The organism is Streptomyces sp. NPDC051576 (assembly GCF_040681835.1).
Classification (GTDB): domain Bacteria; phylum Actinomycetota; class Actinomycetes; order Streptomycetales; family Streptomycetaceae; genus Streptomyces.
The window spans coordinates 61418-81081 of sequence record NZ_JBFAZO010000014.1 but is presented as its reverse complement, the minus strand read 5'-3'; the positions used below and the strand labels follow the sequence as shown (position 1 = coordinate 81081).

Sequence of the window (19664 nt, the reverse complement as noted above, 5' to 3'; positions counted from 1 at the left end):
GGGGTGTTTTTGCCCCTGAGGCAAGAAGTTTGCCGCAGGGGCAAAAGTCCGGCTGAATGGAGGGCATGAGCAGCTCTTCCGAGACAGCGCCGGAACCGCCGACCGGGCCGGCCGACGACCTGCCGGCCACCGTCGCACCCCAGCTCCGCGCCCTGCGCCGCCGCGCCTCCCTCACCCTGGAGGCCGCCGCCCGCTCGGCCGGACTCTCGCCCGCCCACCTCTCCCGTCTGGAGACCGGGCAGCGCCAGCCCTCACTGCCGATGCTGCTCGCACTGGCCCGTATCTACGGTACGACAGTCTCGGATCTGCTCGGCGAGACGGCCATCGACCGGGACGCCGTCGTGCGCGCCGCCGACATGGAACCGACCCGCGCGGGCGGCTGGACGTACTGGCAGGCCGGCGCCCCCGGCCGCGGGATGCAGTCGCTGCGCGTCCGCATCCCGCACGGCTCCCAGGGCGACATCGTGCGCGTGCACCCCGGCGAGGAGTGGCTGTACGTCATCGAGGGGCGGCTGCGGCTGCGCCTCGGTGACACCGCGCACATCCTCGCGCCCGGCGACAGCGCCCACTTCGACTCGCTGACCCCGCACCGGCTCGCCGCAGCCGACGCGACCGGCGTCGAGGTCCTGTTCGTCCACACCCTGTTGCAGAGCCCCACGGCCGCCCTGTGCCTGGGCCCGATCACCGGAGACACACCATGATGGACATGGAAGAGAAGTTCCCCCGCGCCCTGTGGATCCGGCTCATCATCTACATCGCCGTCGGTCACGTCTTCGCGGCCTTCATCTACCTGCTGTTCTCGGTGGGCGCCAAGTAGCCTGCCGCAGCGGCGAGTTCAGTCGAGCAGCCGTCCGCGCAGCCGCTCCCGGGTCTCCGGGGTGATCCCCAACCCCTGCTCCAGGTAGGCGTCCACGCCGCCCCAGGTCTCCTCGACGGTCTCGAAGGCCGCCGTCAGATACTCGGCGCGGGCGTCGAAGAGGGGGCTGAGGAGTTCCATCACCTCGGGGGAGTAGGCCGTGGCGGCGGAGCCGCTGCGGCGCACCTTGTAGCGGCGGTGCTTGGCGTTCGACTCCAGGTAGTCGGCCAGGATCGCCTCGCGCTCCACGCCCACGGCGAGCAGCGTCACGGCTATCGACAGGCCCGCGCGGTCCTTGCCCGCGGCGCAGTGCATCAGCGCGGGAACACTGTCCTCCGCGAGCGCGTGCAGCACCTGGGAGTGCTCGGCGGTGCGCTCCTTGACGATCGTGCGGTACGACGTGATCATCCGGTGCGCGCCCTTGCCGTCGCCGAGGATGCCGCGCAGCTGCTCGATCTCGCCGTCGCGGACCATCTTCCAGAACTCGGAGCCGTCCGCCGGGTCGCTCAGCGGCAGGTTCACATTGCGCACACCGGGCAGTTCGACGTCGGGACCCTCCAGCTTCTGGTCCGACGCGTTGCGGAAGTCGAAGATCGTGTGCAGGCCCAGCGAGCCGAGGAACACGGCGTCCTCATCGGTCGCGTGCGCGAGATGGCCGCTGCGGAACAGCACACCCTGCCGCACCCGCCGTCCGTCCACCGTCGGAAGTCCGCCCACGTCCCGGAAATTACGCACTCCGGACAACTCCGGCTCGGTCGACGGGATCTGCTGCGTCACGAGGGCTCCTCCCACTCGGCCCGACGACGCGGCTCACCGGCGGGCACGCTGTCGACGATACGACATACATCCCGCCCCTGGTCGGCCGTTACGGCGCTGACCAGGGTCTTCTTCCTGGTGGGAGGTGGGAGGTGGGAGGTGGGAGGTGGGAGGCGCGGACCATGCCGTCAGGGCAGGATCGAGTCGACGTATCCTCCGTCGACCCGCAGGGCGCCGCCGGTCGTGGCCGACGCCTGGTCCGAGCCGAGGTAGACGACCATGTTGGCGATCTCCTCGGGCTCGATCAGCCGTTGCAGCAGGGACTGCGGCCGGTGCTTCCGCATGAACTCGCGCTGCGCCTCGTCCCAGGGCAGGTCGCGGTCGACGAGTTCGTAGACGAAGTCCTCGACACCGCCGGTGTGGGTCGGCCCGGCGATGACCGAGTTGACCGTCACCCCGGTGCCCGCCGCCTGCTTCGCGAAGCCGCGGCCGACGGCGAGGAGCGCGGTCTTGGACATGCCGTAGTGGATCATCTCGGCCGGGATCACGATCGCCGAGTCGCTGGCGATGTACTGGATCCGGCCCCAGCCGCGCCCGGTCATCCCCGGCAGGTACATCCGGGTCAGCCGTACGGCGGCCAGTACGTTCACCTCGAAATAACGCCGCCACTCCGCGTCGCTGATCTCCAGCGGGTCGGCGGAGCCGAAGACGCCGAGGTTGTTGACGAGGATGTCGACGTCCGGCAGCACCTCTACGACACGCTCCGCGCCCTCCTCGTTCGCCACGTCGGCGGCCACCGGCACGAAGGAGGCGCCGGGCACCTCCGCCGTCAGCCGGGCCACGGCCTCCGCGACCCGCCCCTCGTCCCGGCCGTTCACCCCCACCCGGGCGCCGGAGCGCGCGAGTCCGGCGGCGATCGCCGCGCCGATGCCCTGCGTCGAGCCCGTCACCAGGGCGGTGCGTCCGGTCAGATCGATCTGCATGTGGAACCAGTCCCTTTGTATGTGTGTCCGTGCCGTGTGCCGCTCCCTGACGTCAGCCTGGCGTCGGGGCGATCGGCCCGCCACTCCGGCCGGAGCCGAAGGGGCGTCCGAGTTCTGGCGTGCAGGCCCACGACCATGTGTCCCGTCGGACACATGCCATCCCACTTCCCACTGGCGGATCTCGGGGATTTCCCGTTCCGGGTTCTTCACGAGTTCGAATCCCTCCGTAACTTCGGGGGTTTCGGCGGTCGCGGCGTTCGGCCCACCCAGCCCGTCGGCGGCGGGAGCCTGCCGCCGAGGCGGACAATCCCTCGCTGCCGGCCGGCTTCAGTGGAGTGCTGAACGGCCCGGGCCGGCACCGTTGATCCGAACTCGCGACGGGAGATTCCACAGGCAACGAGTTGTCCACAGGCGTTGCCTCGCAGGTCCGCGCCATTGATGATGTTGGTGCTTGAGTGGACTTGTTCGAATCTGTGAGGGACCTGATGCTGGAGATCGCCGAGAACGGCCGTACGTGGGTGCTGTCGGGCCCCACGAGCAGTTACGCCGTCCATCTCACCGAGCACGACGAGCTGCTCCACCTGCACTGGGGCCCGGCAATCGCCCTCGCCGACGCCGAGGAACTCGCCGCCCGCCCGCTGCCCGCGGCCTCCTCCTTCGAGTCGCCGCTCGACGGACGCGAGGAGTACCCCGTCGAGGGCGGCCCCCGCTTCGCCCGGCCCGCCCTGTCCGTGCGCACCCCCGAGCGCCGCGGCACGGAGTGGACCTTCGAGCGGTACGACACCGAGGGCGACGAACTCCGGCTCCGCTTCCGGGACACCGGCCTCGCGATCACCCTGCACTACCGGATGCGCGACGACGTCGTAGAACGCTGGACGACCCTCGGCAACGACGGGTCCGAGCCCTTGGAGCTGCTGCGCGCCGACTCCGCCGTGTGGACCCTGCCCGAGCGCGACGGTTGGCGGCTGTCGCAGTTGCACGGGCGCTGGGCCGCCGAGTCCCGGCTGACGCGCTCCGAGCTCACCTACGGCGAGAAGGTCATCGGCAGCCGCCGCGGCCACACCGGACACCAGCACCTGCCCTGGGTCGCCCTCGACACCGACGCGACCGAGGAGCGCGGCGAGGTCTACGGCTGTGCCCTCGGTTGGTCGGGGTCCTGGCGGATCGCCGTGGCCCAACTCCCGGACGCGCGCGTGCAGATCGGCGGCGGCGCCGGGTACGACGACTCCGGACTGCTGCTCCTGGAGCCCGGTGAGTCCTTCACGACCCCCGTCTTCGCCGGCCTGTGGAGCGACGGCGGCTACGGCGGCGCCAGCCGCACCTGGCACACGTACCAGCGGACGTACGTCATCCCGGACGCGGACCAGGACCGGCCGGTGCTCTACAACTCCTGGGAGGCCACCCAGTTCGACATCTCCGAGGAGCAGCAGGGCGTCCTCGCGCGGCGCGCCGCGGCGGCCGGGGTCGAACTGTTCGTGGTCGACGACGGCTGGTTCGGGAAGCGCACCAGCGACCGCGCCGGACTCGGCGACTGGACGCCGAACCCGGACCGCTTCCCCGGCGGTGTCAAGCCGCTCGCCGACTACGTGCACGGCCTCGGCATGCAGTTCGGCATCTGGGTCGAGCCCGAAATGGTCAATCCGGACAGCGACCTGTACCGCGCGCACCCCGACTGGGTGCAGTTCCAACCGGGACGAAAGCGGACGGAGTTCCGCAATCAGCTCGTGCTGAACCTGGCACGCGAGGATGTCCAGGAGTACCTCTGGGAGCGCCTCGACACGCTCCTGAGCAGCGCCCCCATCGACTATGTGAAGTGGGACTTCAACCGCTGCTTCACCGACGCCGGCTGGCCCGGCGACGCTTATCCGCAGCGCCTCTGGGTCGACCATGTGCGCGCCCTGTACGGCCTGTTGGACCGGCTGCGGGCGGCCCACCCCAAGGTGGCCTTCGAGTCCTGCTCGGGCGGCGGCGGCCGGATCGACCTCGGCATCATGAGCCGCACCGACCAGGTGTGGACCTCGGACAACACCGACCCGCTCGACCGGCTCGCCATCCAGCACGGCTTCAGTCAGATCCATCCCGCGCGCGTGATGGCGGCCTGGGTCACCGACAGCCCGAACACCCAGCTCAACGACCGGGTCAGCAGTCTGCGCTTCCGGTTCGTGAGTGCCATGTCCGGAGTGCTCGGCGTGGGCGGCGACCTCTCGGAGTGGACCGAGGAGGAACTCGCCGAGGCCCGCCAGTGGGTGGACCTCTACAAGGAGATCCGCCCGCTCGTCCAGCACGGCGACCTCCACCGGCTGCGCCCGCCGCAGGGTGGACTGAGCGCGGTGCAGTACGTGCGCGGCGAGGAGTCCGTCGTCCTTGCCCTCCTCCAGGCGCAGCACTACGGCGAGCCCGTACCTGCCCTCCGACTGCGTGGGCTCGACCCGACAGCGTCGTACGAATGTCTCGAAACGGGCGAAGTCCACCGAGGTGCGGTCCTGTTGCACCACGGACTGCGCACCGGGCTGCACGGTGACCTTGATGCGACGGTTCTCCGACTGCGTCGCATCTGAACCTTCTGTCCTAATTGCAGCCTTAGTCCAACTCGCTCTGGAATAAAGGAAGCTGAGGAGAAGGTACGTGAGCAGAGTCATATTCGTGACCGTACGTCGTTCGTCATGTTCACGTAATTGGCGTGCTTTTCCAGGGGAATTGAGGCGGGAGTCCGGTGGGAATTCACGGAGGGTGACTGTTAATTCCCACAGGAGGCCACAAGAAACGCAAATCCGTGGAACCTCCTGCTTGTCCCTTTGCGTCTTCCTCGCTTACGTTCGCCACCAATCCGGACGGACGCCCAATCCTGCCGCCGACCGGACTCCGCACACACCCACCCGAATGCGGCAGGAGCGGGGGACCCACAGGTAGGACGCCTGTTCCGGTCTCCGGAACGGGCTTGGGGTAAAGCCGCGACCAGCGCGCGGCCGGGCATCTCCAGCCCGCACCCGACAGCTCACCTCGCAGGCGCCGGAGAGGAATTCGTCATGCCCGCGAAGGGTAAGCACCGCCGCCCGAAGTCCCAGCGCCTCACCCGCTCGATGGCCGTAGCCGGAACGGGCGGCGCAGCGCTCGCCCTTCCGCTCATGGGAGCCACCGGCGCCCATGCCGCGACCACGACTTCCGCTCCGGAAAAGGCGGTTCAGTCAGTTCCGGCGTCCGAGAAGACGGTCGTCGAGAAGACCGCCTCGAAGTCGGCGGGCGTCAAGACGTATTCGGTGCGGTCGGGCGACTGGCTCGCGAAGATCGCCGAGGACCAGAACGTCACCGGCGGCTGGAAGAAGCTCTACCAGGACAACCGCGAGGCCATCGGCGGCGATCCGTCGCTGATCCACCCGGGCTTGAAGCTCACCCTCGGCCAGAAGGCCACGACGAGCGGGACGGGCAAGACCGAGTCGTCCAGCTCGTCGAACTCGTCGAACTCGTCGAAGACGAGCGCCTCTTCGTCTTCTTCTTCGGCGTCTTCGGCTTCTTCGTCGAAGAGCACCTCCACCGGCTACGCGCTTCCCGTGACCGGTGCCACCATCGGCACCGGCTATCACGTCGCGGGCAGCATGTGGTCCAGCGGCTACCACACGGGCGTCGACTTCGTGGTCCCGACCGGCACCACCGTCAAGGCGATCGCCGCGGGCACGGTCGTCTCGGCGGCCTACGACGGCGCGTACGGCAACGAGGTCGTGATCCGGCACGCGGACGGCGAGTACTCGCAGTACGCCCACATGTCGCAGTTGTCCGTCTCGGCCGGCCAGACCGTGACCGAGGGGCAGCAGATCGGCCTCTCCGGCGCGACCGGGAACGTCACCGGCCCGCACCTGCACTTCGAGATCCGGACCACGCCGTACTACGGCTCGGACGTGGACCCGGTCGCCTACCTCCGCTCGCACGGAGTCACCGTCGGCTGAGTTCGGTGCTGACGCCTGGTCAGGGGCGCGGCGGTTCCGTAGTCAACGCCCCTGATCAGAGACTTATTCCGACTTTGGACAACCCTTTACAAGTGGCTTATCTCACCGACCGTCAACCCGTAAATACGATCGCGTAGGTCACAGTCCAGGGTGAATTATGGTTGCCGTGGCAGACGATTCGAAGAGTGACAGCAGATCAGTGATCGGGTCGTACGTGGCGGTGGGGGACAGCTTCACCGAGGGCGTCGGCGACCCCGGGCCCGACGGGGCGATGGTCGGCTGGGCCGACAGGTTCGCGGTACTGCTCGCGGATCGGCGGCCCGAGGGCGACTTCGAGTACACCAACCTCGCCGTGCGCGGGAAACTCCTCGACCAGATCGTGGCCGACCAGCTCACCCGCGCCAAGGAGATCGGCCCCGACCTGGTCTCCTTCTGTGCGGGCGGCAACGACATCATCCGTCCCGGCACCGACCCCGACGAGGTCGCCGAGCGCTTCGAACGCGCGGTCGCCGACCTCACCGCCGCCGTCGGCACCGTCATGGTGACGACCGGCTTCGACACCCGTGGCGTGCCCGTGCTCAAGCATCTGCGCGGCAAGATCGCCACGTACAACGGCCATGTGCGGGCCATCGCCGACCGGTACGGCTGCCCGGTGCTCGACCTGTGGTCCCTGAAGACGGTCCAGGACCGGCGGGCCTGGGACGGCGACCGGCTCCACCTCTCTCCCGAGGGGCACACGCGCGTGGCGCTCCGCGCCGGGCAGGTCCTCGGCGTGGAGGTCCCGGCCGATCCGGACCAGCCCTGGCCCCCGCTGCCACCGCGCGGCCCGCTCGACATCCGGCGCGACGACGTGCACTGGGCCCGCGAATACCTGGTGCCATGGATCGGGCGGCGACTGCGCGGCGAGTCCTCGGGCGACCATGTGGAGGCCAAGGGAGCGCTGTCACCGAACGACATCAAGATGCGGATCGAGTCGGTGGCCTGAGGGGGAGGGGTTGGGCCCGCACGCGCGCGTGCGGGCCGTTCTATCGGGGCGGGTGTCGGCGTATGCCGAGCCCTGATCCGTCACCCCGACCGCGCAGCCGCCCGACTCAAGACGTGGCGGTCAACGCCGCCCGTTCCAAACCCAGTTCGCGAGCGAGTGCCTCGTCCACCCACTCCAGGGCCCGCGCCCGCGGCACCGCTCCCGCGTACGCCGTCAGTTGTACGGCGAGGCCGTCGAGGAGGGCCGTGAGGCGCAGGGCGGTGCCGTTCGGGTCCGGGCAGCGGAACTCGCCGGCGGCGACTCCCTCGGCGACGACCTCCGCGAGCGCCTGCTTCCACTGCCGGTCGAGATCGCGAGTGACGTCCAGGAGGGCGGGTTCGCGCAGGGCCGCCGCCCAGCCCTCGATCCACAGCCGCCAGCCCTTGGCCTGCCCGGTCGGCGCGTACCAGCGCACCGCGGACCGCAGCCGCCGTAGCGCGGTCGTCCGGCGGCCGAGCAGCTTGCGCAGATGCGCGAGGTCGTCCTCCGCGGCGAAGGCGAACGCGGCGGCGACCAGTTTCTCCTTGGTCGAGAAGTGATAGAGCACCAGCGCGTTGCTCACCCCGAGCGCCGAGGCGACGTCGGCGATCCTGACCGCCGCCACGCCCCGCGCCTCGATCTGCTCCACGGCGGCCCGCAACAACTCCGCCCGCCGCTCCGCCACGCTCAACCGCACTCTCGCCACCCGATCACCCTAATCCGTGGCCCGCGAAGGCGTCGCTCCGTGCCTCACCGGTACCAGCCGAACCGCTCCGCGATGACCGGCAGCCGGTCCGCGACGATGGCGTGCGCGGCGGCCCGCGGTGTCGTGCCGTCGGCCTCCGCGCGGGCCAGCATCCGGTCGATCAGGGCGCGCATCGACCGCCGCGTGTGGGCGAACGCCTCGTCCGCGTCCGCGCCGATGTCGCCGAAGAGGGTCCACCACCACCAGGCGTTCGTCCCGGAGTTCACAACCACGTCCGGGAGAACGGTGACCCCGCGCTCGGCCAGCGCCTCCTCGGCCTCCGGCAGCACGGGCATGTTGGCCGCCTCGACGACCCAGCGGGCGGTGATCCCCCGCTGGTTCGTGGTGTCGATCGCGTACGACACGGCCGCCGGAACCAGCACCTCGGCCGCGACGGACAGCCAGTCCTCGCCGGGGAGTTCACGGTCGTCGGGGCGCAGCACGCGGCGGTCCACGGTGCCGTAGGCGTCCCGCGCCGCGAGCAGCGCGTCCACGTCGAGCCCGGCCGGGTTGGCGATCGTGCCCTTGATGTCGGCCACGGCCACGACCATCAGCCCCGCGCGCGTGAGGAACCGTGCCGTGGCCCCGCCCATGGTGCCGAGCCCCTGCACGGCGACCCGTGTCCCCGCGTACGGCACCCCCGCCCGGTCCAGCGCCGCGAGCACCGACTCCGCGACCCCGCAGCCGCCGACCAACTCGTCGAGACCGATGCCGTCCACCTCGACCGCGAAGGCGTCCGCGAGCCGCCGCCGCGCCGTCGCCTCGTCGTCGAGCAGCGGATACACGGCCTGGATCGACGACACCAGCCCCGCCTCCGCGGCGGCCCGGTCGACCAGGTCCTGGCTGAGCCCGAGGTCCTCACCCGTCGTCCAGAAGCTCTCGATGTACGGCCGCATGGCCCGCAGATAGCGCACGAGGAGGCCGTACGACACCGGATCCTGTGGGTCGCAGTCGATGCCCCCCTTCGCACCGCCGAGAGGGACGTAACGGCCCTCCGGGTCGTAGTGCAGCGCCTCCTTCATGGTCATGCCGCGGGCGAGCCCCGTCACCTCCTCCAGGGTGCAGCCCGGCCGCATCCGCAGACCGCCGCTCGACACACCGCGCACCAGCCGGTCGACGACCAGGAAGCCCTGGCGGCCGGTGACGTGGTCGGTCCAGGTGAGCGACATCAGGGGCGCGGTCATACGGACTCCTCGCGGCACGGGCCGACAGGACGAGTACTGAACGGCGAGTCAGTATCGGAAGCGGCGTCGGGTCCTGTCAACGGAAGATCGAATTCCGTGCCTCGGGTCCTTCGGGTGTCAACCCCGGGCGCGGAACTTTGGTCTTTCCTTGGAAAGCGGCCCCCGTGACGCCGATGCGCCGTCGTTGTCAGAGGGGTCGACCATAATGGAAAGCCTGACCGACTCCACCTGGAGGCACCGTGACCGGAATCCGTACCCTGAGCCCCGGGCTCCGCGCGCTGCGGCCCGCGGCCTTCGGCGCGGACCCGAGCGGCGAGCGCCTGGCGCGCATCCGCAGATCACCCCACTTCAAGGACGGCGTCTTCCAGAATCCCGGGGGCAACACGAACGTCCGCCCCTCCGGCGGCACGATGCGCGAGATGGGCAAGTCCTACCTCGACAAGGAGGCACGCGCCCGCCGCGCCCCCGCCGGCACGCTGCCCGTGCACGCCACCACCCTCGCCGACCTGGCCAGGCCCGCCGCCACCGGGCTGCGGCTGACCTGGATGGGGCACTCCAGCGTGCTGGCGGAGATCGACGGCCACCGGGTCCTCTTCGACCCGGTCTGGGGCGAGCGCTGCTCCCCGTTCCCCTTCGCCGGCCCCAAGCGGCTGCACCCGGTGCCCCTGCCACTGGCCGCGCTCGGCCCGGTCGACGTCGTGGTCATCTCGCACGACCACTACGACCACCTGGACATGCCCACCATCAAGGCGCTGGCCGACACGGACACCCTGTTCGCCGTGCCGCTCGGCGTCGGCGCCCACCTGGAGCACTGGGGCGTGTCCGCCGACCGGCTGCGCGAGCTGGACTGGCACGAGGAGACCAAGGTCGGCGGCCTGACCCTGACCGCCACCCCGGCCCGCCACTTCTGCGGTCGCGGCCTGCGCAACACCCAGCACACGCTCTGGGCCTCCTGGGTGGTCGCCGGCGACGAGCACCGGATCTACCACAGCGGCGACACCGGCTACTTCGAGGGCTTCCAGGACATCGGTGCCGCACACGGCCCGTTCGACGCCACGATGATCCAGATCGGCGCGTACAGCGAGTTCTGGCCCGACATCCACATGACCCCGGAGGAGGGCATGCGCGCCCACCTCGACCTCCAGGGCGGGCAGCCGCACGGGGTGCTGCTGCCGATCCACTGGGGCACCTTCAATCTGGCCCTGCACCCGTGGGCCGAGCCCGGCGAATGGACCGCGGACGCGGCGGAGGCGGCGGGGCAGGCCGTGGCCACACCGAGGCCGGGCGAGCCGTTCGAGCCGGGCGGTGACCTGGCGACGGATCGCTGGTGGCAGCCCTACGGCGGGACGATCACCCACCCCTGGCGGAGCCCGGAGCCGGTCGGGACGGAACCGAACCCGACGGCGACTCCGGCGGAACTGGACCTGGCGAACGAGCGCTGACGGCGCGAAACCGTGCCCCTCGGTCGGCGCCGGCCGGCGGAATCGTTCTCGGCCGGTTCCGGCGAGGTCGGCAACAAGTGGGCGTTCCTGATCATCGACGTCCTCGGCGAAGGCGCCCTGCGCTTCAGCGAGCTGCGGAACCGGATCGAGGGCGTCAGCCACAAGACGCTCACCCAGAACCTGCGGATCGGCTGGATCCACCGGTACCTCGGCCACATCGAGGCCGCCCTCCGCCGCTTCGACGCCTGACGGTCGGCTTCGGCACACGGCAAGGTATTGCTGTACTTCTGCGAACGGCATGCGTGCGCTTCGGCAGACACGGCCTGTGATGTGCCGGGGCGCGGTGGAGGGGGGGCAGGGCCCCGGCAACCGCCGCCGCCGTCCGGCCGGGGGCGCGGGACGAGTGAACATCCCGGGTTGGGCGGCTCCGAACTCCCCGGCTTCCGGCGCCCGTTCATGACCGGTTCCGATCAGGGGCGATCGATTCTTTGTCCTTCTTCGGCGTGGCGCCGAGAGGGTTATCGGTCTGTCGTGCGAGGCCTCATACCAGAGCGGGACGCTCCCCGTGGGACTTTGTCAACTGCCCACCGCACATGATGCGTTGACGACTACTGTGAGTGTCCGCCGGGCGACGCAGGGCCGAATTCTTCGGCTCTCCCGACCGGCACCGTGATGGCGTATGCCCGAATCGCGCACCCCGCGCGAGCAAACCGGCCCGACGCACCAGTACGAGGACGCCGATGTCTCAACTCCGTGCACCGGCCGCCCGCGCAGACCGCCGTGAGGGCGGCCGGCACGGGCGACCGGCCGCCCGCCCCGTGCCCGCGCTGCCCGATACGCACATACGGCCCCAACTCCTGCGCCTCGCCGTGCTACCGCCCGTCGCGGTCGCGCTCAGCGCCAGCGCGGCCGTCCTGTTCACCGTCCGCTCCACCGGAGCACGGACCAGCCTCACCCTGTGGGGCGTCCTAGCCGGCGCCACGGCGGTCACCTGCGCGGGCATCCTGATCGCCGCCGTGGCCGCCGGTCGCGCGGCCGGTTCTGTCAGCGACCGCATCGGCGCACTGCGCCGCAGCAGCGCGCGCGGCGAGGCCGACCTGCGCGACCTGGTCGAAGCGCTGCGCCGCGGCGAGGGCCCGCCCCAGCGCAAGCCGCGCAGCCGGCCCCCGGGCGACGCCGACGACTTCGACCTGCTCGCCGCCGATCTGTCCCGGGCCCACGACGGCGCCGTCACCGCCGTCGTATCGGCCGCCCAGCTCTCCAGCCAGGCCGGCAGCGAACAGAAGGTCGAGGTCTTCGTGAACCTCGCCCGGCGCCTGCAGTCCCTCGTGCACCGCGAGATCTCCATCCTCGACGAGCTGGAGAACGAGATCGAGGACCCCGACCTGCTCAAGGGCCTCTTCCACGTCGACCACCTCGCCACCCGCATCCGCCGTCACGCCGAGAACCTCGCCGTCCTCGGCGGCGCCGTCTCCCGCAGACAGTGGAGCAACCCGGTCTCCATGACCGAGGTGCTGCGCTCCGCCATCGCCGAGGTCGAGCAGTACTCCCGCGTCAAACTCGTGCCGCCGATCGACGGCACCCTGCGCGGCCACGCCGTCGCCGACGTGATCCACCTGCTGGCCGAACTCGTCGAGAACGCCACGGTGTTCTCCGCGCCGCACACCCAGGTACTGCTCCGCGCCAACCTCGTCACCTCGGGACTCGCCGTCGAGGTCGAGGACCGCGGACTCGGCATGCCCGTCGGCGAACAGAGCCGGATGAACGCCCTGCTCACCGACCCCGACCAGGTCAACGTCGCCAGCCTGCTGGCCGACGGCCGCATCGGCCTGTTCGTGGTCTCCCAACTCGCCCGCCGCCACGGCATCCACGTCCGCCTGCAGAACAACATCTACGGCGGGGTACAGGCCGTACTCGTCGTGCCACAGGCCTTGTTGGGTACGGCGCCGGGCGCTCCCGGAACCGTGGGGCAGCCCGTGGACACCCTGGGCGGAGGGCAGCCGCTCCTGCCGCCGCAGGGTGCGACCGAGGGGGGCCAACAGGCCGCCGTCCGGCGGGGCGCTGCGGCTCCCGCACCCGGGCGGCATCAACGACGGGAACCCGCACCATCCGCACCGCCCGTCGCGCCGGGGCCGAACGCTGGTGGCGGACCGGTGCCGCTGCCCGTCCGAGGCGCCCACGCGGAACGGGCCAACCCCTCCGAGGCGGTACCCGGCATCCGACCCGACGACCGGCGGACCGTGGCCGAGAACGTGAGCGCACCGCCCGTCCCCCGAGGCGGAGCGGTACGCGGCACCATGGGCAAGCCGCCCCAACTGCCCCGGCGCCGCGCCCAGGAACACATCGCCCCCCAACTCCGCGACGGCCCGGCCCCCCGCCAGGACTCCGAACACCCCGCAGGCCACGACCCGGGCCTGATGGCCGCGTTCCAACGGGGGATCGGCCTCGCGGAAGCACAGCAGCACATGGAGACGGTGGAGGAGGTGGCGGAGACGGCGCCGGAGATGGTGTCACCACATGTGGAGCGGCTCCATATGGAGTCGGGCCACACCAATGGGGCGCAGGCACCGCTGCTGAGCGCCGAGCCGAGCCACATGCAGGCGGCACACACGGCCTCGGCCCGCATGGACCCAGAGCACACGGACTCAGACCACATGGACCCAGAGCACACGGAGTCAGTCCACACAGAGGCGGACCACACGGACTTCCCGCACACAGGCGCGATTCACGTGGGCGGGGCATATACGAGCGCGCTCCACACGGAGCCGTCCTACACGGAGCCGTCCCACACGGAGCAGCCCCTCACGGACCCGTCGTCCACCGAGCCGTCCCGTGCGCAGTTCCTCCAGGCCGACGGTGTCCACACGGGCGGCATCTACCTGAACGCTTCCCACCCGAACCCATCCACCCCGGAGCCGTCCCCCGCAGACCACACAGAGCTGCCCCCCTTCACCCTCGCCCCCCACATGGGCGCCGCACCCATAGCCGAGGCGCACGCGCACGCGCCCGGTCACGATCTCACCGCCCGGCACGACGGGAGCGCATCAGCCGGATGACGACGCACGCCCCCACCCCCACGGACACACCCACCCGCATGCCGACCCCCACCCGCGCTCCCGCAGACCTTCGTACCCCAAGGAGTCGATCCACCATGGCGAGCGATGCGCCGACCGGCCATGTATCCGATCTCGACTGGCTGATGAGCGGCCTCGTGCAGCGCGTACCGCACACCACCAGCGCGGTACTGCTCTCCTGCGACGGGCTCGTGAAGTCGGTTCACGGTCTCGACCCCGACAGTGCCGACCACATGGCCGCGCTGGCCTCCGGCCTGTACTCCCTCGGCCGTAGCGCGGGCGTCCGCTTCGGTGAAGGCGGAGACGTCCGGCAGGTCGTCGTCGAACTCGACGCGACGCTGCTCTTCGTCACCACCGCCGGCTCGGGCACCTGCCTCGCCGTGCTGGCCGGCCGCGAGGCCGACGCGGCCGTCCTCGGCTACGAGATGGCGATGCTGGTCAAGAGCGTCCGCCCCTACCTCGTGACCGCGCCCCGGCAGCATGCCGTCGAATCCCCTGCGATGAGGCCTTGAGCGTGGCGACGGCCGGCGACGGGCCTTGGTTGGACGACGCGGCCGGACGTCTGGTGCGCCCCTTCACGGTCAGCAACGGCCGGACCCGGCCCTCCATCGCGCTCGACCTCCTGTCGCAGGTGATGGCCACCGGCGCCACGCCCCTCGGCTATCTCGGCCCCGAGCACGCGCAGGCGCTCGACCTGTGCCGCGCGCCCGTCTCGGTGGCCGAGGTCGCCGCCCACCTGAAGCTGCCGGCGGTGGTCACCAAGGTGCTGCTGTCGGACCTCGTCGACGGCGGGGCGCTGACCACCAAGCCGCCCGAGTTCCACCACAACCCCACTGACCGGTCTCTTCTGGAGGCAGTGCTCGATGGACTACGACGACAGCTCTGACTACGAGAGCGGCCACGATCCCTTCCCCACCGCGTTGAAGATCCTGGTGGCGGGCGGCTTCGGCGTCGGCAAGACGACCTTCGTCGGAGCGGTGAGCGAGATCGCGCCGCTCAGCACGGAGGAGCTGCTCACCACGGTCAGTGCCGCGACCGACGATCTCGAAGGCATCGAGAACAAGGTCGAGACGACCGTGGCGATGGACTTCGGCCGGATCACCCTCGACCCGGAACATGTGCTCTATCTGTTCGGTACGCCTGGACAGGAGCGGTTCTGGTTCATGTGGGACGAGTTGTCCGAAGGCGCGCTCGGCGCGGTCATCCTCGCCGACACCCGACGCCTGGAGGAGTGCTTCGCCGCCGTCGACTTCTTCGAGCAGCGCGGCCTCGGGTTCATCGTCGCGATCAACGAGTTCGACGGTTCCTACCGCTACGACCCCGAGGAGGTGCGTGCCGCCATCGACCTCGACCCGGGGATCCCGGTCGTGCGCTGCGATGCGCGGATCTCCAGTTCCGGAGTGCAGACCTTGTTGACCCTCGTACGCCATCTCATCGAGCACGCCCCGGCACATGCGCCGAGCCATGGTGCCCACATGTGATCCCCGCACACTCTTACGGAGTTCCTCTATGACATACGTCCACAGGGACGGAGTACGCCCATGAGCTACGACCCGCCGCGTCCGGCCGGTCGTCTGCTGCTCACGCCCGAGGACAGGGAGGCGCCCCAACGGAGGCGACGGCTACGGGGGTTGGGCCTGGGGGAGCGCCCGGACCCGGTGCTCGACGCCTTCGCGGACCAGCTCGCCGAGTTGACCGGAGCGCCGTACGCCATGGTCAACTTCATTGACGAGAACCGGCAGTTCTTCGCCGGTCTGCACACCCCGGGCGGGGCGGGGCTGCCGAGGCCCGTCTCGGGCGGGGAGCACGCCAAGCCCCAGGTGGGGCGGCAGTTGGCGCGCGACTATGGGTTCTGCCCCCATGTGGTGGTCCGACGTAAGGCGTTGGTGCTCGAGGATGTCTGCGACTATCCGCGGTTCGCGGGGAACCCGGTCGTCGACGAGTTCGGCATCCGTTCCTATCTGGGGGCGCCGCTCATCGACTCCACGGGGATGGTGCTGGGCACCGTGTGCGTCGTCGACACGGAGCCGCGGCCGTGGGGGAAGCCCGGCCTGGAGACGATCAAGTCGACGGCGGCGGACCTGGTGCCGAGGCTGGAGGGACTCGGCGGTGCGTAGCCGACCGGGTCGTAGCCCAGTCGGAGGGCCGGCTGATGTTCGCGAAGCCGTGCAACAACACCGGGCGGCTGAGCCCTCGTTGGGCGAACTGCCGCGCCCGGCTCGGAGCCCGCGCCGCCTGAGTCGGCGACCGGCATTCGTCGGCGCGGTCCGCCGTCCCTGGTCCGGCACGGAGCGTCGTACCGCCACCGCGTGGTTGCGGGAAGCCGGTCCGCAGGACGGCGGCGGTCGCGGCGAGGACCACCGGGGCGGCCCGACGGCGAGCGGGCCGAGGATCTGCCGACGGAGTGCCCGGCGGTCGGCAGCGCCGCCGAGCGCGGGAACCCGCAGGTGGGCCCCGGCGGCCAGGGTCGCCGCCACCCCGCCGGCCGGCGTGGGCAGCGCGATGCCGACCGCCTGGCCCGAGCCGGGCCCAGAGCGCGGAGGACGGTACGGCGGCCGGCCCGACGAGCATCCACGCGCCGCCGCTGAGCCGGCCGGGGGAGGCCTGGCCAATTGCGCCGCAGCGTCGGTCGGCCCTGGTCGCGGGCGCCTCCGTGGTCGGCGCGGCCGGCACTTCGGGCCGTAGCTTCCACGAAGCCGCCGCCCACCACGCGGCCCGCCAGTCCGTGACCGGGCGCAGGGCGAGGACGAGCAGCCCCGAGAGCGCGATACCGGCGCCCACCCGCCGAAAGCCCAGCCGGGCAGGTGCGGCCGTTACTCCGCTTGGCCGGGGTCGTTCGGGTGTGGCTCCAGCGGGGTGACGTCGAAGGTCATCCACGCGTGCAGGGGCAGGGTGCCGAGCACCTTCTCGTGGAGTTGCTCCTCGTCGTCGGCACGCCAGACGCCGATGCTGCGCCGCTCGCCGACCGGACGCCACAGCCGCCCCAGATGGCCGGTGTCGGCCAGTTCGCGGGAGCGGACGGCCTCGGCGGCGCGGCGCCGGTCGACCTCGTCCTTGCTGGTGCCCTCGGGGACGGTGGTGGTGATCTCGACCAGGAACTCTCGCATGACCTCGCTCCGTTCGGGCCCGCCCGGCGCGACGAAGGGCGCCGGACTCCGGTGCCCTCATCGTGACCCGAGACCGGCGCGGGCGCCACGACAGGCTCGCTCCCTGCTGAGAGGGCCTCATGTGAAGGAAAGCTGCGGCACGGCTTAAGAAAACCTCGATGGACCCGGGCGCCCCGGTGAGGCAGATTGCTCACAGAATCCACCCCCACCCCCGGAACGGGCTCGCTCGGCGTGCCCGCGCCCGGGACCTCACCCACAGGAGCCGTAGCGTTGAAGGCGCTGGTCAAGGAGAGGGCGGAGCCCGGGCTGTGGCTCGCGGACGTCCCGGAGCCCGCCGTCGGACCCGGCGACGTACTGATCAAGGTGCTGCGCACCGGGATCTGCGGCACCGACCTGCACATCAGGTCCTGGGACGGCTGGGCGCGCCAGACGATCCGTACCCCGCTCGTGCTCGGGCACGAGTTCGTCGGCGAGGTGGTGGAGACCGGCCGGGACGTCGTCGACATCAAGGCCGGTGACCGGGTGAGCGGCGAGGGCCACCTGGTGTGCGGCAGGTGCCGCAACTGCCTTGCCGGACGCCGCCACTTGTGCCGTGCCACGGTCGGACTCGGCGTCGGCCGTGACGGGGCCTTCGCGGAGTACGTCGCGCTGCCCGCCGCCAATGTGTGGGTGCACCGCGTGCCCGTCGACCTCGATGTCGCCGCGATCTTCGACCCGTTCGGCAACGCCGTGCACACCGCGCTGTCCTTCCCGCTGGTCGGCGAGGACGTACTGATCACCGGCGCGGGTCCGATCGGCCTGATGGCGGCGGCAGTTGCCCGGCACGCCGGTGCGCGCAACGTCGTGGTGACCGATGTGAGCGAGGAACGTCTCGCTCTCGCGCGCAAGATCGGCGTGAGTCTGGCACTGAATGTGACAGACGCTCAGATCGCCGACGGGCAGCGGGAGTTGGGGCTGCGTGAGGGCTTCGACATCGGGCTGGAGATGTCCGGCCGTCCCGAGGCCCTGCGCGACATGATCGCCAACATGACGCACGGCGGCCGGATCGCGATGCTGGGACTGCCCGCCGAGGAGTTCCCCGTCGACTGGTCCCGCGTCGTCACCTCGATGCTCACCATCAAGGGCATCTACGGCCGTGAGATGTTCGAGACCTGGTACGCCATGTCCGTCCTGCTGGAGGGCGGCCTGGACCTCGCGCCCGTGATCACAGGGCGGTACGGATACCGCGACTTCGAGGCGGCGTTCGCTGACGCGGCGAGCGGACGCGGCGGCAAGGTGATCCTGGACTGGGCTCCGTAGTACGGGAACTGGACTCCGTAGTAGGGAACTGGACTCTGCAGTAAGGGAATTGATGATGTTCGACTCCGTGCGCGACGACCTCCGCACCACCCTCGACGAGATCCGCGCCGCCGGACTCCACAAGCCCGAGCGCGTGATCGGCTCCCCGCAGTCGGCGACCGTCAACGTCACCGCGGGCGGCCGGCCCGGTGAGGTCCTCAACTTCTGCGCCAACAACTACCTCGGCCTCGCCGACCACCCCGAAGTCGTCGCGGCCGCCCACGAGGCCCTCGACCGCTGGGGCTACGGCATGGCCTCCGTGCGCTTCATCTGCGGAACCCAGGAGGTGCACAAGGAACTCGAGGCCCGCCTCTCCGCGTTCCTCGGCCAGGAGGACACGATCCTCTACTCCTCCTGTTTCGACGCCAACGGCGGTGTCTTCGAAACCCTGTTGAGCCCGGAGGACGCGGTCATCTCGGACGCCCTCAACCACGCGTCGATCATCGACGGCATCCGCCTCTCCAAGGCCCGCCGCTACCGGTACGCGAACCGCGACATGGCCGATCTGGAACGGCAGTTGAAGGAATCGGCGAGCGCCCGCCGCAAGCTGATCGTCACCGACGGCGTCTTCTCGATGGACGGTTACGTCGCACCGCTGCGCGAGATCTGCGACCTCGCCGACCGCTACGACGCGATGGTCATGGTCGACGACTCGCACGCCGTCGGCTTCGTCGGCCCCGGCGGCCGGGGCACCCCCGAACTGCACGGCGTCATGGACCGCGTCGACATCATCACCGGCACCCTCGGCAAGGCCCTCGGCGGAGCCTCCGGCGGCTATGTCGCCGCCCGCGCCGAGATCGTCGCCCTGCTGCGCCAGCGCTCCCGGCCGTACCTCTTCTCGAACACCCTCGCCCCGGTGATCGCGGCGGCCTCGCTCAAGGTTCTCGACCTGCTGGAGTCGGCGGACGACCTGCGCGTCCACCTCGCCGAGAACACCGCCCTCTTCCGCCGCCGGATGACCGAGGAGGGCTTCGACATCCTCCCCGGCGACCACGCCATCGCCCCCGTCATGATCGGCGACGCGGCGGTGGCCGGCCGCATGGCGGAGCTGCTGCTGGAGCGGGGCGTGTACGTGATCGGCTTCTCGTACCCGGTCGTCCCGCAGGGCAAGGCCCGTATCCGGGTCCAACTGTCCGCCGCGCACTCCACCCAGGACGTGAACCGGGCGGTGGACGCGTTCGTCGCGGCGCGGGCGGAGCTGGACGCCTGAGGGTGCTGAACAGCTCGGACATATT

General features: G+C 70.7%; 19 protein-coding genes and 1 riboswitch. Of the genes, 14 read left to right on the top strand and 5 right to left on the bottom strand.

Features of this window, described 5'->3' with window-relative positions; genetic code table 11:
* Positions 1–65: 65 nt before the first annotated feature.
* Both AB0M63_RS37545 and AB0M63_RS37540 read left to right on the top strand, forming a co-directional pair.
* Positions 66–701, top strand: coding sequence for an XRE family transcriptional regulator (locus tag AB0M63_RS37545; RefSeq protein ID WP_355920028.1), 636 nt, complete (start codon positions 66–68; stop codon positions 699–701).
* Complete coding sequence (locus AB0M63_RS37540; protein WP_355920031.1) at positions 698–817, top strand: DUF6126 family protein; 120 nt, start codon at positions 698–700, stop codon at positions 815–817. The genes AB0M63_RS37545 and AB0M63_RS37540 overlap by 4 nt, the downstream gene beginning before the upstream one ends.
* A gap of 18 nt (positions 818–835) precedes the next feature.
* On the opposite strand, the gene AB0M63_RS37535 is transcribed toward AB0M63_RS37540, so the two are convergent.
* Both AB0M63_RS37535 and AB0M63_RS37530 read right to left on the bottom strand, forming a co-directional pair.
* A complete protein-coding gene (locus AB0M63_RS37535; RefSeq protein WP_366022508.1) occupies positions 836–1633 on the bottom strand; it encodes a tyrosine-protein phosphatase in 798 nt (265 codons plus the stop codon).
* Positions 1634–1800: 167 nt separating this feature from the next.
* On the bottom strand, positions 1801–2595 hold the full coding sequence (locus AB0M63_RS37530) for an SDR family oxidoreductase (RefSeq protein ID WP_366022507.1): 795 nt from the start codon (positions 2593–2595) through the stop codon (positions 1801–1803).
* Positions 2596–3080: 485 nt separating this feature from the next.
* On the opposite strand from AB0M63_RS37530, the gene AB0M63_RS37525 reads away from it, so the two are divergent.
* From AB0M63_RS37525 to AB0M63_RS37515, 3 genes are all read left to right on the top strand, one after another.
* Positions 3081–5153 (top strand): alpha-galactosidase, encoded by a 2073-nt coding sequence (locus AB0M63_RS37525; RefSeq protein ID WP_366022658.1) that lies wholly within the window; start codon positions 3081–3083, stop codon positions 5151–5153.
* Between the two features lie 301 nt (positions 5154–5454).
* Positions 5455–5617: riboswitch (cyclic di-AMP (ydaO/yuaA leader) on the top strand.
* Between the two features lie 4 nt (positions 5618–5621).
* On the top strand, positions 5622–6536 hold the full coding sequence (locus AB0M63_RS37520; RefSeq protein WP_366022506.1) for a LysM peptidoglycan-binding domain-containing M23 family metallopeptidase: 915 nt from the start codon (positions 5622–5624) through the stop codon (positions 6534–6536).
* Between the two features lie 199 nt (positions 6537–6735).
* Complete coding sequence (locus AB0M63_RS37515) at positions 6736–7521, top strand: SGNH/GDSL hydrolase family protein (protein ID WP_366022657.1); 786 nt, start codon at positions 6736–6738, stop codon at positions 7519–7521.
* Positions 7522–7627: 106 nt separating this feature from the next.
* Here the strand turns inward: AB0M63_RS37515 and AB0M63_RS37510 are convergent, their stop codons facing one another.
* The gene (locus AB0M63_RS37510; protein ID WP_355920043.1) at positions 7628–8245 is read right to left on the bottom strand and encodes a TetR/AcrR family transcriptional regulator; all 618 of its coding nucleotides are present in this window, start codon (positions 8243–8245) and stop codon (positions 7628–7630) included.
* Positions 8246–8289: 44 nt separating this feature from the next.
* Positions 8290–9468, bottom strand: coding sequence for a Glu/Leu/Phe/Val dehydrogenase dimerization domain-containing protein (locus tag AB0M63_RS37505; RefSeq protein WP_366022505.1), 1179 nt, complete (start codon positions 9466–9468; stop codon positions 8290–8292).
* Positions 9469–9707: 239 nt separating this feature from the next.
* Here AB0M63_RS37505 and AB0M63_RS37500 point away from each other — a divergent pair, with 239 nt between their 5' ends.
* The 7 genes from AB0M63_RS37500 (at position 9708) to AB0M63_RS37470 (ending at position 16101) form a co-directional block, all read left to right on the top strand.
* Positions 9708–10910: an MBL fold metallo-hydrolase gene (locus AB0M63_RS37500; protein ID WP_355920046.1), complete on the top strand. Its 1203-nt coding sequence runs from the start codon at positions 9708–9710 to the stop codon at positions 10908–10910.
* 12 nt (positions 10911–10922) lie between these two features.
* A complete protein-coding gene (locus tag AB0M63_RS37495; RefSeq protein ID WP_355920049.1) occupies positions 10923–11159 on the top strand; it encodes a winged helix-turn-helix transcriptional regulator in 237 nt (78 codons plus the stop codon).
* A gap of 491 nt (positions 11160–11650) precedes the next feature.
* Positions 11651–13966: an ATP-binding protein gene (locus tag AB0M63_RS37490; protein WP_366022504.1), complete on the top strand. Its 2316-nt coding sequence runs from the start codon at positions 11651–11653 to the stop codon at positions 13964–13966.
* 95 nt (positions 13967–14061) lie between these two features.
* Positions 14062–14496 carry a roadblock/LC7 domain-containing protein gene (locus tag AB0M63_RS37485; protein WP_355920055.1) on the top strand — a complete coding sequence of 145 codons (435 nt, stop codon included), beginning with the start codon at positions 14062–14064 and terminating at the stop codon, positions 14494–14496.
* Positions 14497–14498: 2 nt separating this feature from the next.
* A complete protein-coding gene (locus AB0M63_RS37480; RefSeq protein ID WP_355920263.1) occupies positions 14499–14870 on the top strand; it encodes a DUF742 domain-containing protein in 372 nt (123 codons plus the stop codon).
* Positions 14848–15465, top strand: coding sequence for an ATP/GTP-binding protein (locus tag AB0M63_RS37475; protein WP_355920057.1), 618 nt, complete (start codon positions 14848–14850; stop codon positions 15463–15465). The genes AB0M63_RS37480 and AB0M63_RS37475 overlap by 23 nt, the downstream gene beginning before the upstream one ends.
* A gap of 60 nt (positions 15466–15525) precedes the next feature.
* Positions 15526–16101, top strand: coding sequence for a GAF domain-containing protein (locus tag AB0M63_RS37470; protein ID WP_355920061.1), 576 nt, complete (start codon positions 15526–15528; stop codon positions 16099–16101).
* Between the two features lie 696 nt (positions 16102–16797).
* On the opposite strand, the gene AB0M63_RS37465 is transcribed toward AB0M63_RS37470, so the two are convergent.
* Positions 16798–17091: a muconolactone Delta-isomerase family protein gene (locus AB0M63_RS37465; RefSeq protein WP_366022503.1), complete on the bottom strand. Its 294-nt coding sequence runs from the start codon at positions 17089–17091 to the stop codon at positions 16798–16800.
* Between the two features lie 270 nt (positions 17092–17361).
* Here AB0M63_RS37465 and tdh point away from each other — a divergent pair, with 270 nt between their 5' ends.
* Both tdh and AB0M63_RS37455 read left to right on the top strand, forming a co-directional pair.
* Positions 17362–18390, top strand: coding sequence for an L-threonine 3-dehydrogenase (gene tdh, locus AB0M63_RS37460; RefSeq protein WP_366022502.1), 1029 nt, complete (start codon positions 17362–17364; stop codon positions 18388–18390).
* Between the two features lie 55 nt (positions 18391–18445).
* The gene (locus AB0M63_RS37455; protein WP_366022501.1) at positions 18446–19639 is read left to right on the top strand and encodes a glycine C-acetyltransferase; all 1194 of its coding nucleotides are present in this window, start codon (positions 18446–18448) and stop codon (positions 19637–19639) included.
* The last annotated feature ends 25 nt before the right edge of the window (positions 19640–19664 follow it).

Bases quoted from the DNA above. Each gene is read 5' to 3' on its own strand.
- AB0M63_RS37545 (WP_355920028.1), top strand. From the start codon at position 66: ATGAGCAGCTCTTCCGAGACAGCGCCGGAACCGCCGACCGGGCCGGCC.
- AB0M63_RS37540 (WP_355920031.1), top strand. From the start codon at position 698: ATGATGGACATGGAAGAGAAGTTCCCCCGCGCCCTGTGGATCCGGCTC.
- AB0M63_RS37530 (WP_366022507.1), bottom strand. From the start codon at position 2,595: ATGCAGATCGATCTGACCGGACGCACCGCCCTGGTGACGGGCTCGACG.
- AB0M63_RS37525 (WP_366022658.1), top strand. From the start codon at position 3,081: ATGCTGGAGATCGCCGAGAACGGCCGTACGTGGGTGCTGTCGGGCCCC.
- AB0M63_RS37520 (WP_366022506.1), top strand. From the start codon at position 5,622: ATGCCCGCGAAGGGTAAGCACCGCCGCCCGAAGTCCCAGCGCCTCACC.
- AB0M63_RS37505 (WP_366022505.1), bottom strand. From the start codon at position 9,468: ATGACCGCGCCCCTGATGTCGCTCACCTGGACCGACCACGTCACCGGC.
- AB0M63_RS37490 (WP_366022504.1), top strand. From the start codon at position 11,651: ATGTCTCAACTCCGTGCACCGGCCGCCCGCGCAGACCGCCGTGAGGGC.
- AB0M63_RS37485 (WP_355920055.1), top strand. From the start codon at position 14,062: ATGGCGAGCGATGCGCCGACCGGCCATGTATCCGATCTCGACTGGCTG.
- AB0M63_RS37475 (WP_355920057.1), top strand. From the start codon at position 14,848: ATGGACTACGACGACAGCTCTGACTACGAGAGCGGCCACGATCCCTTC.
- AB0M63_RS37470 (WP_355920061.1), top strand. From the start codon at position 15,526: ATGAGCTACGACCCGCCGCGTCCGGCCGGTCGTCTGCTGCTCACGCCC.
- AB0M63_RS37465 (WP_366022503.1), bottom strand. From the start codon at position 17,091: ATGCGAGAGTTCCTGGTCGAGATCACCACCACCGTCCCCGAGGGCACC.
- AB0M63_RS37455 (WP_366022501.1), top strand. From the start codon at position 18,446: ATGTTCGACTCCGTGCGCGACGACCTCCGCACCACCCTCGACGAGATC.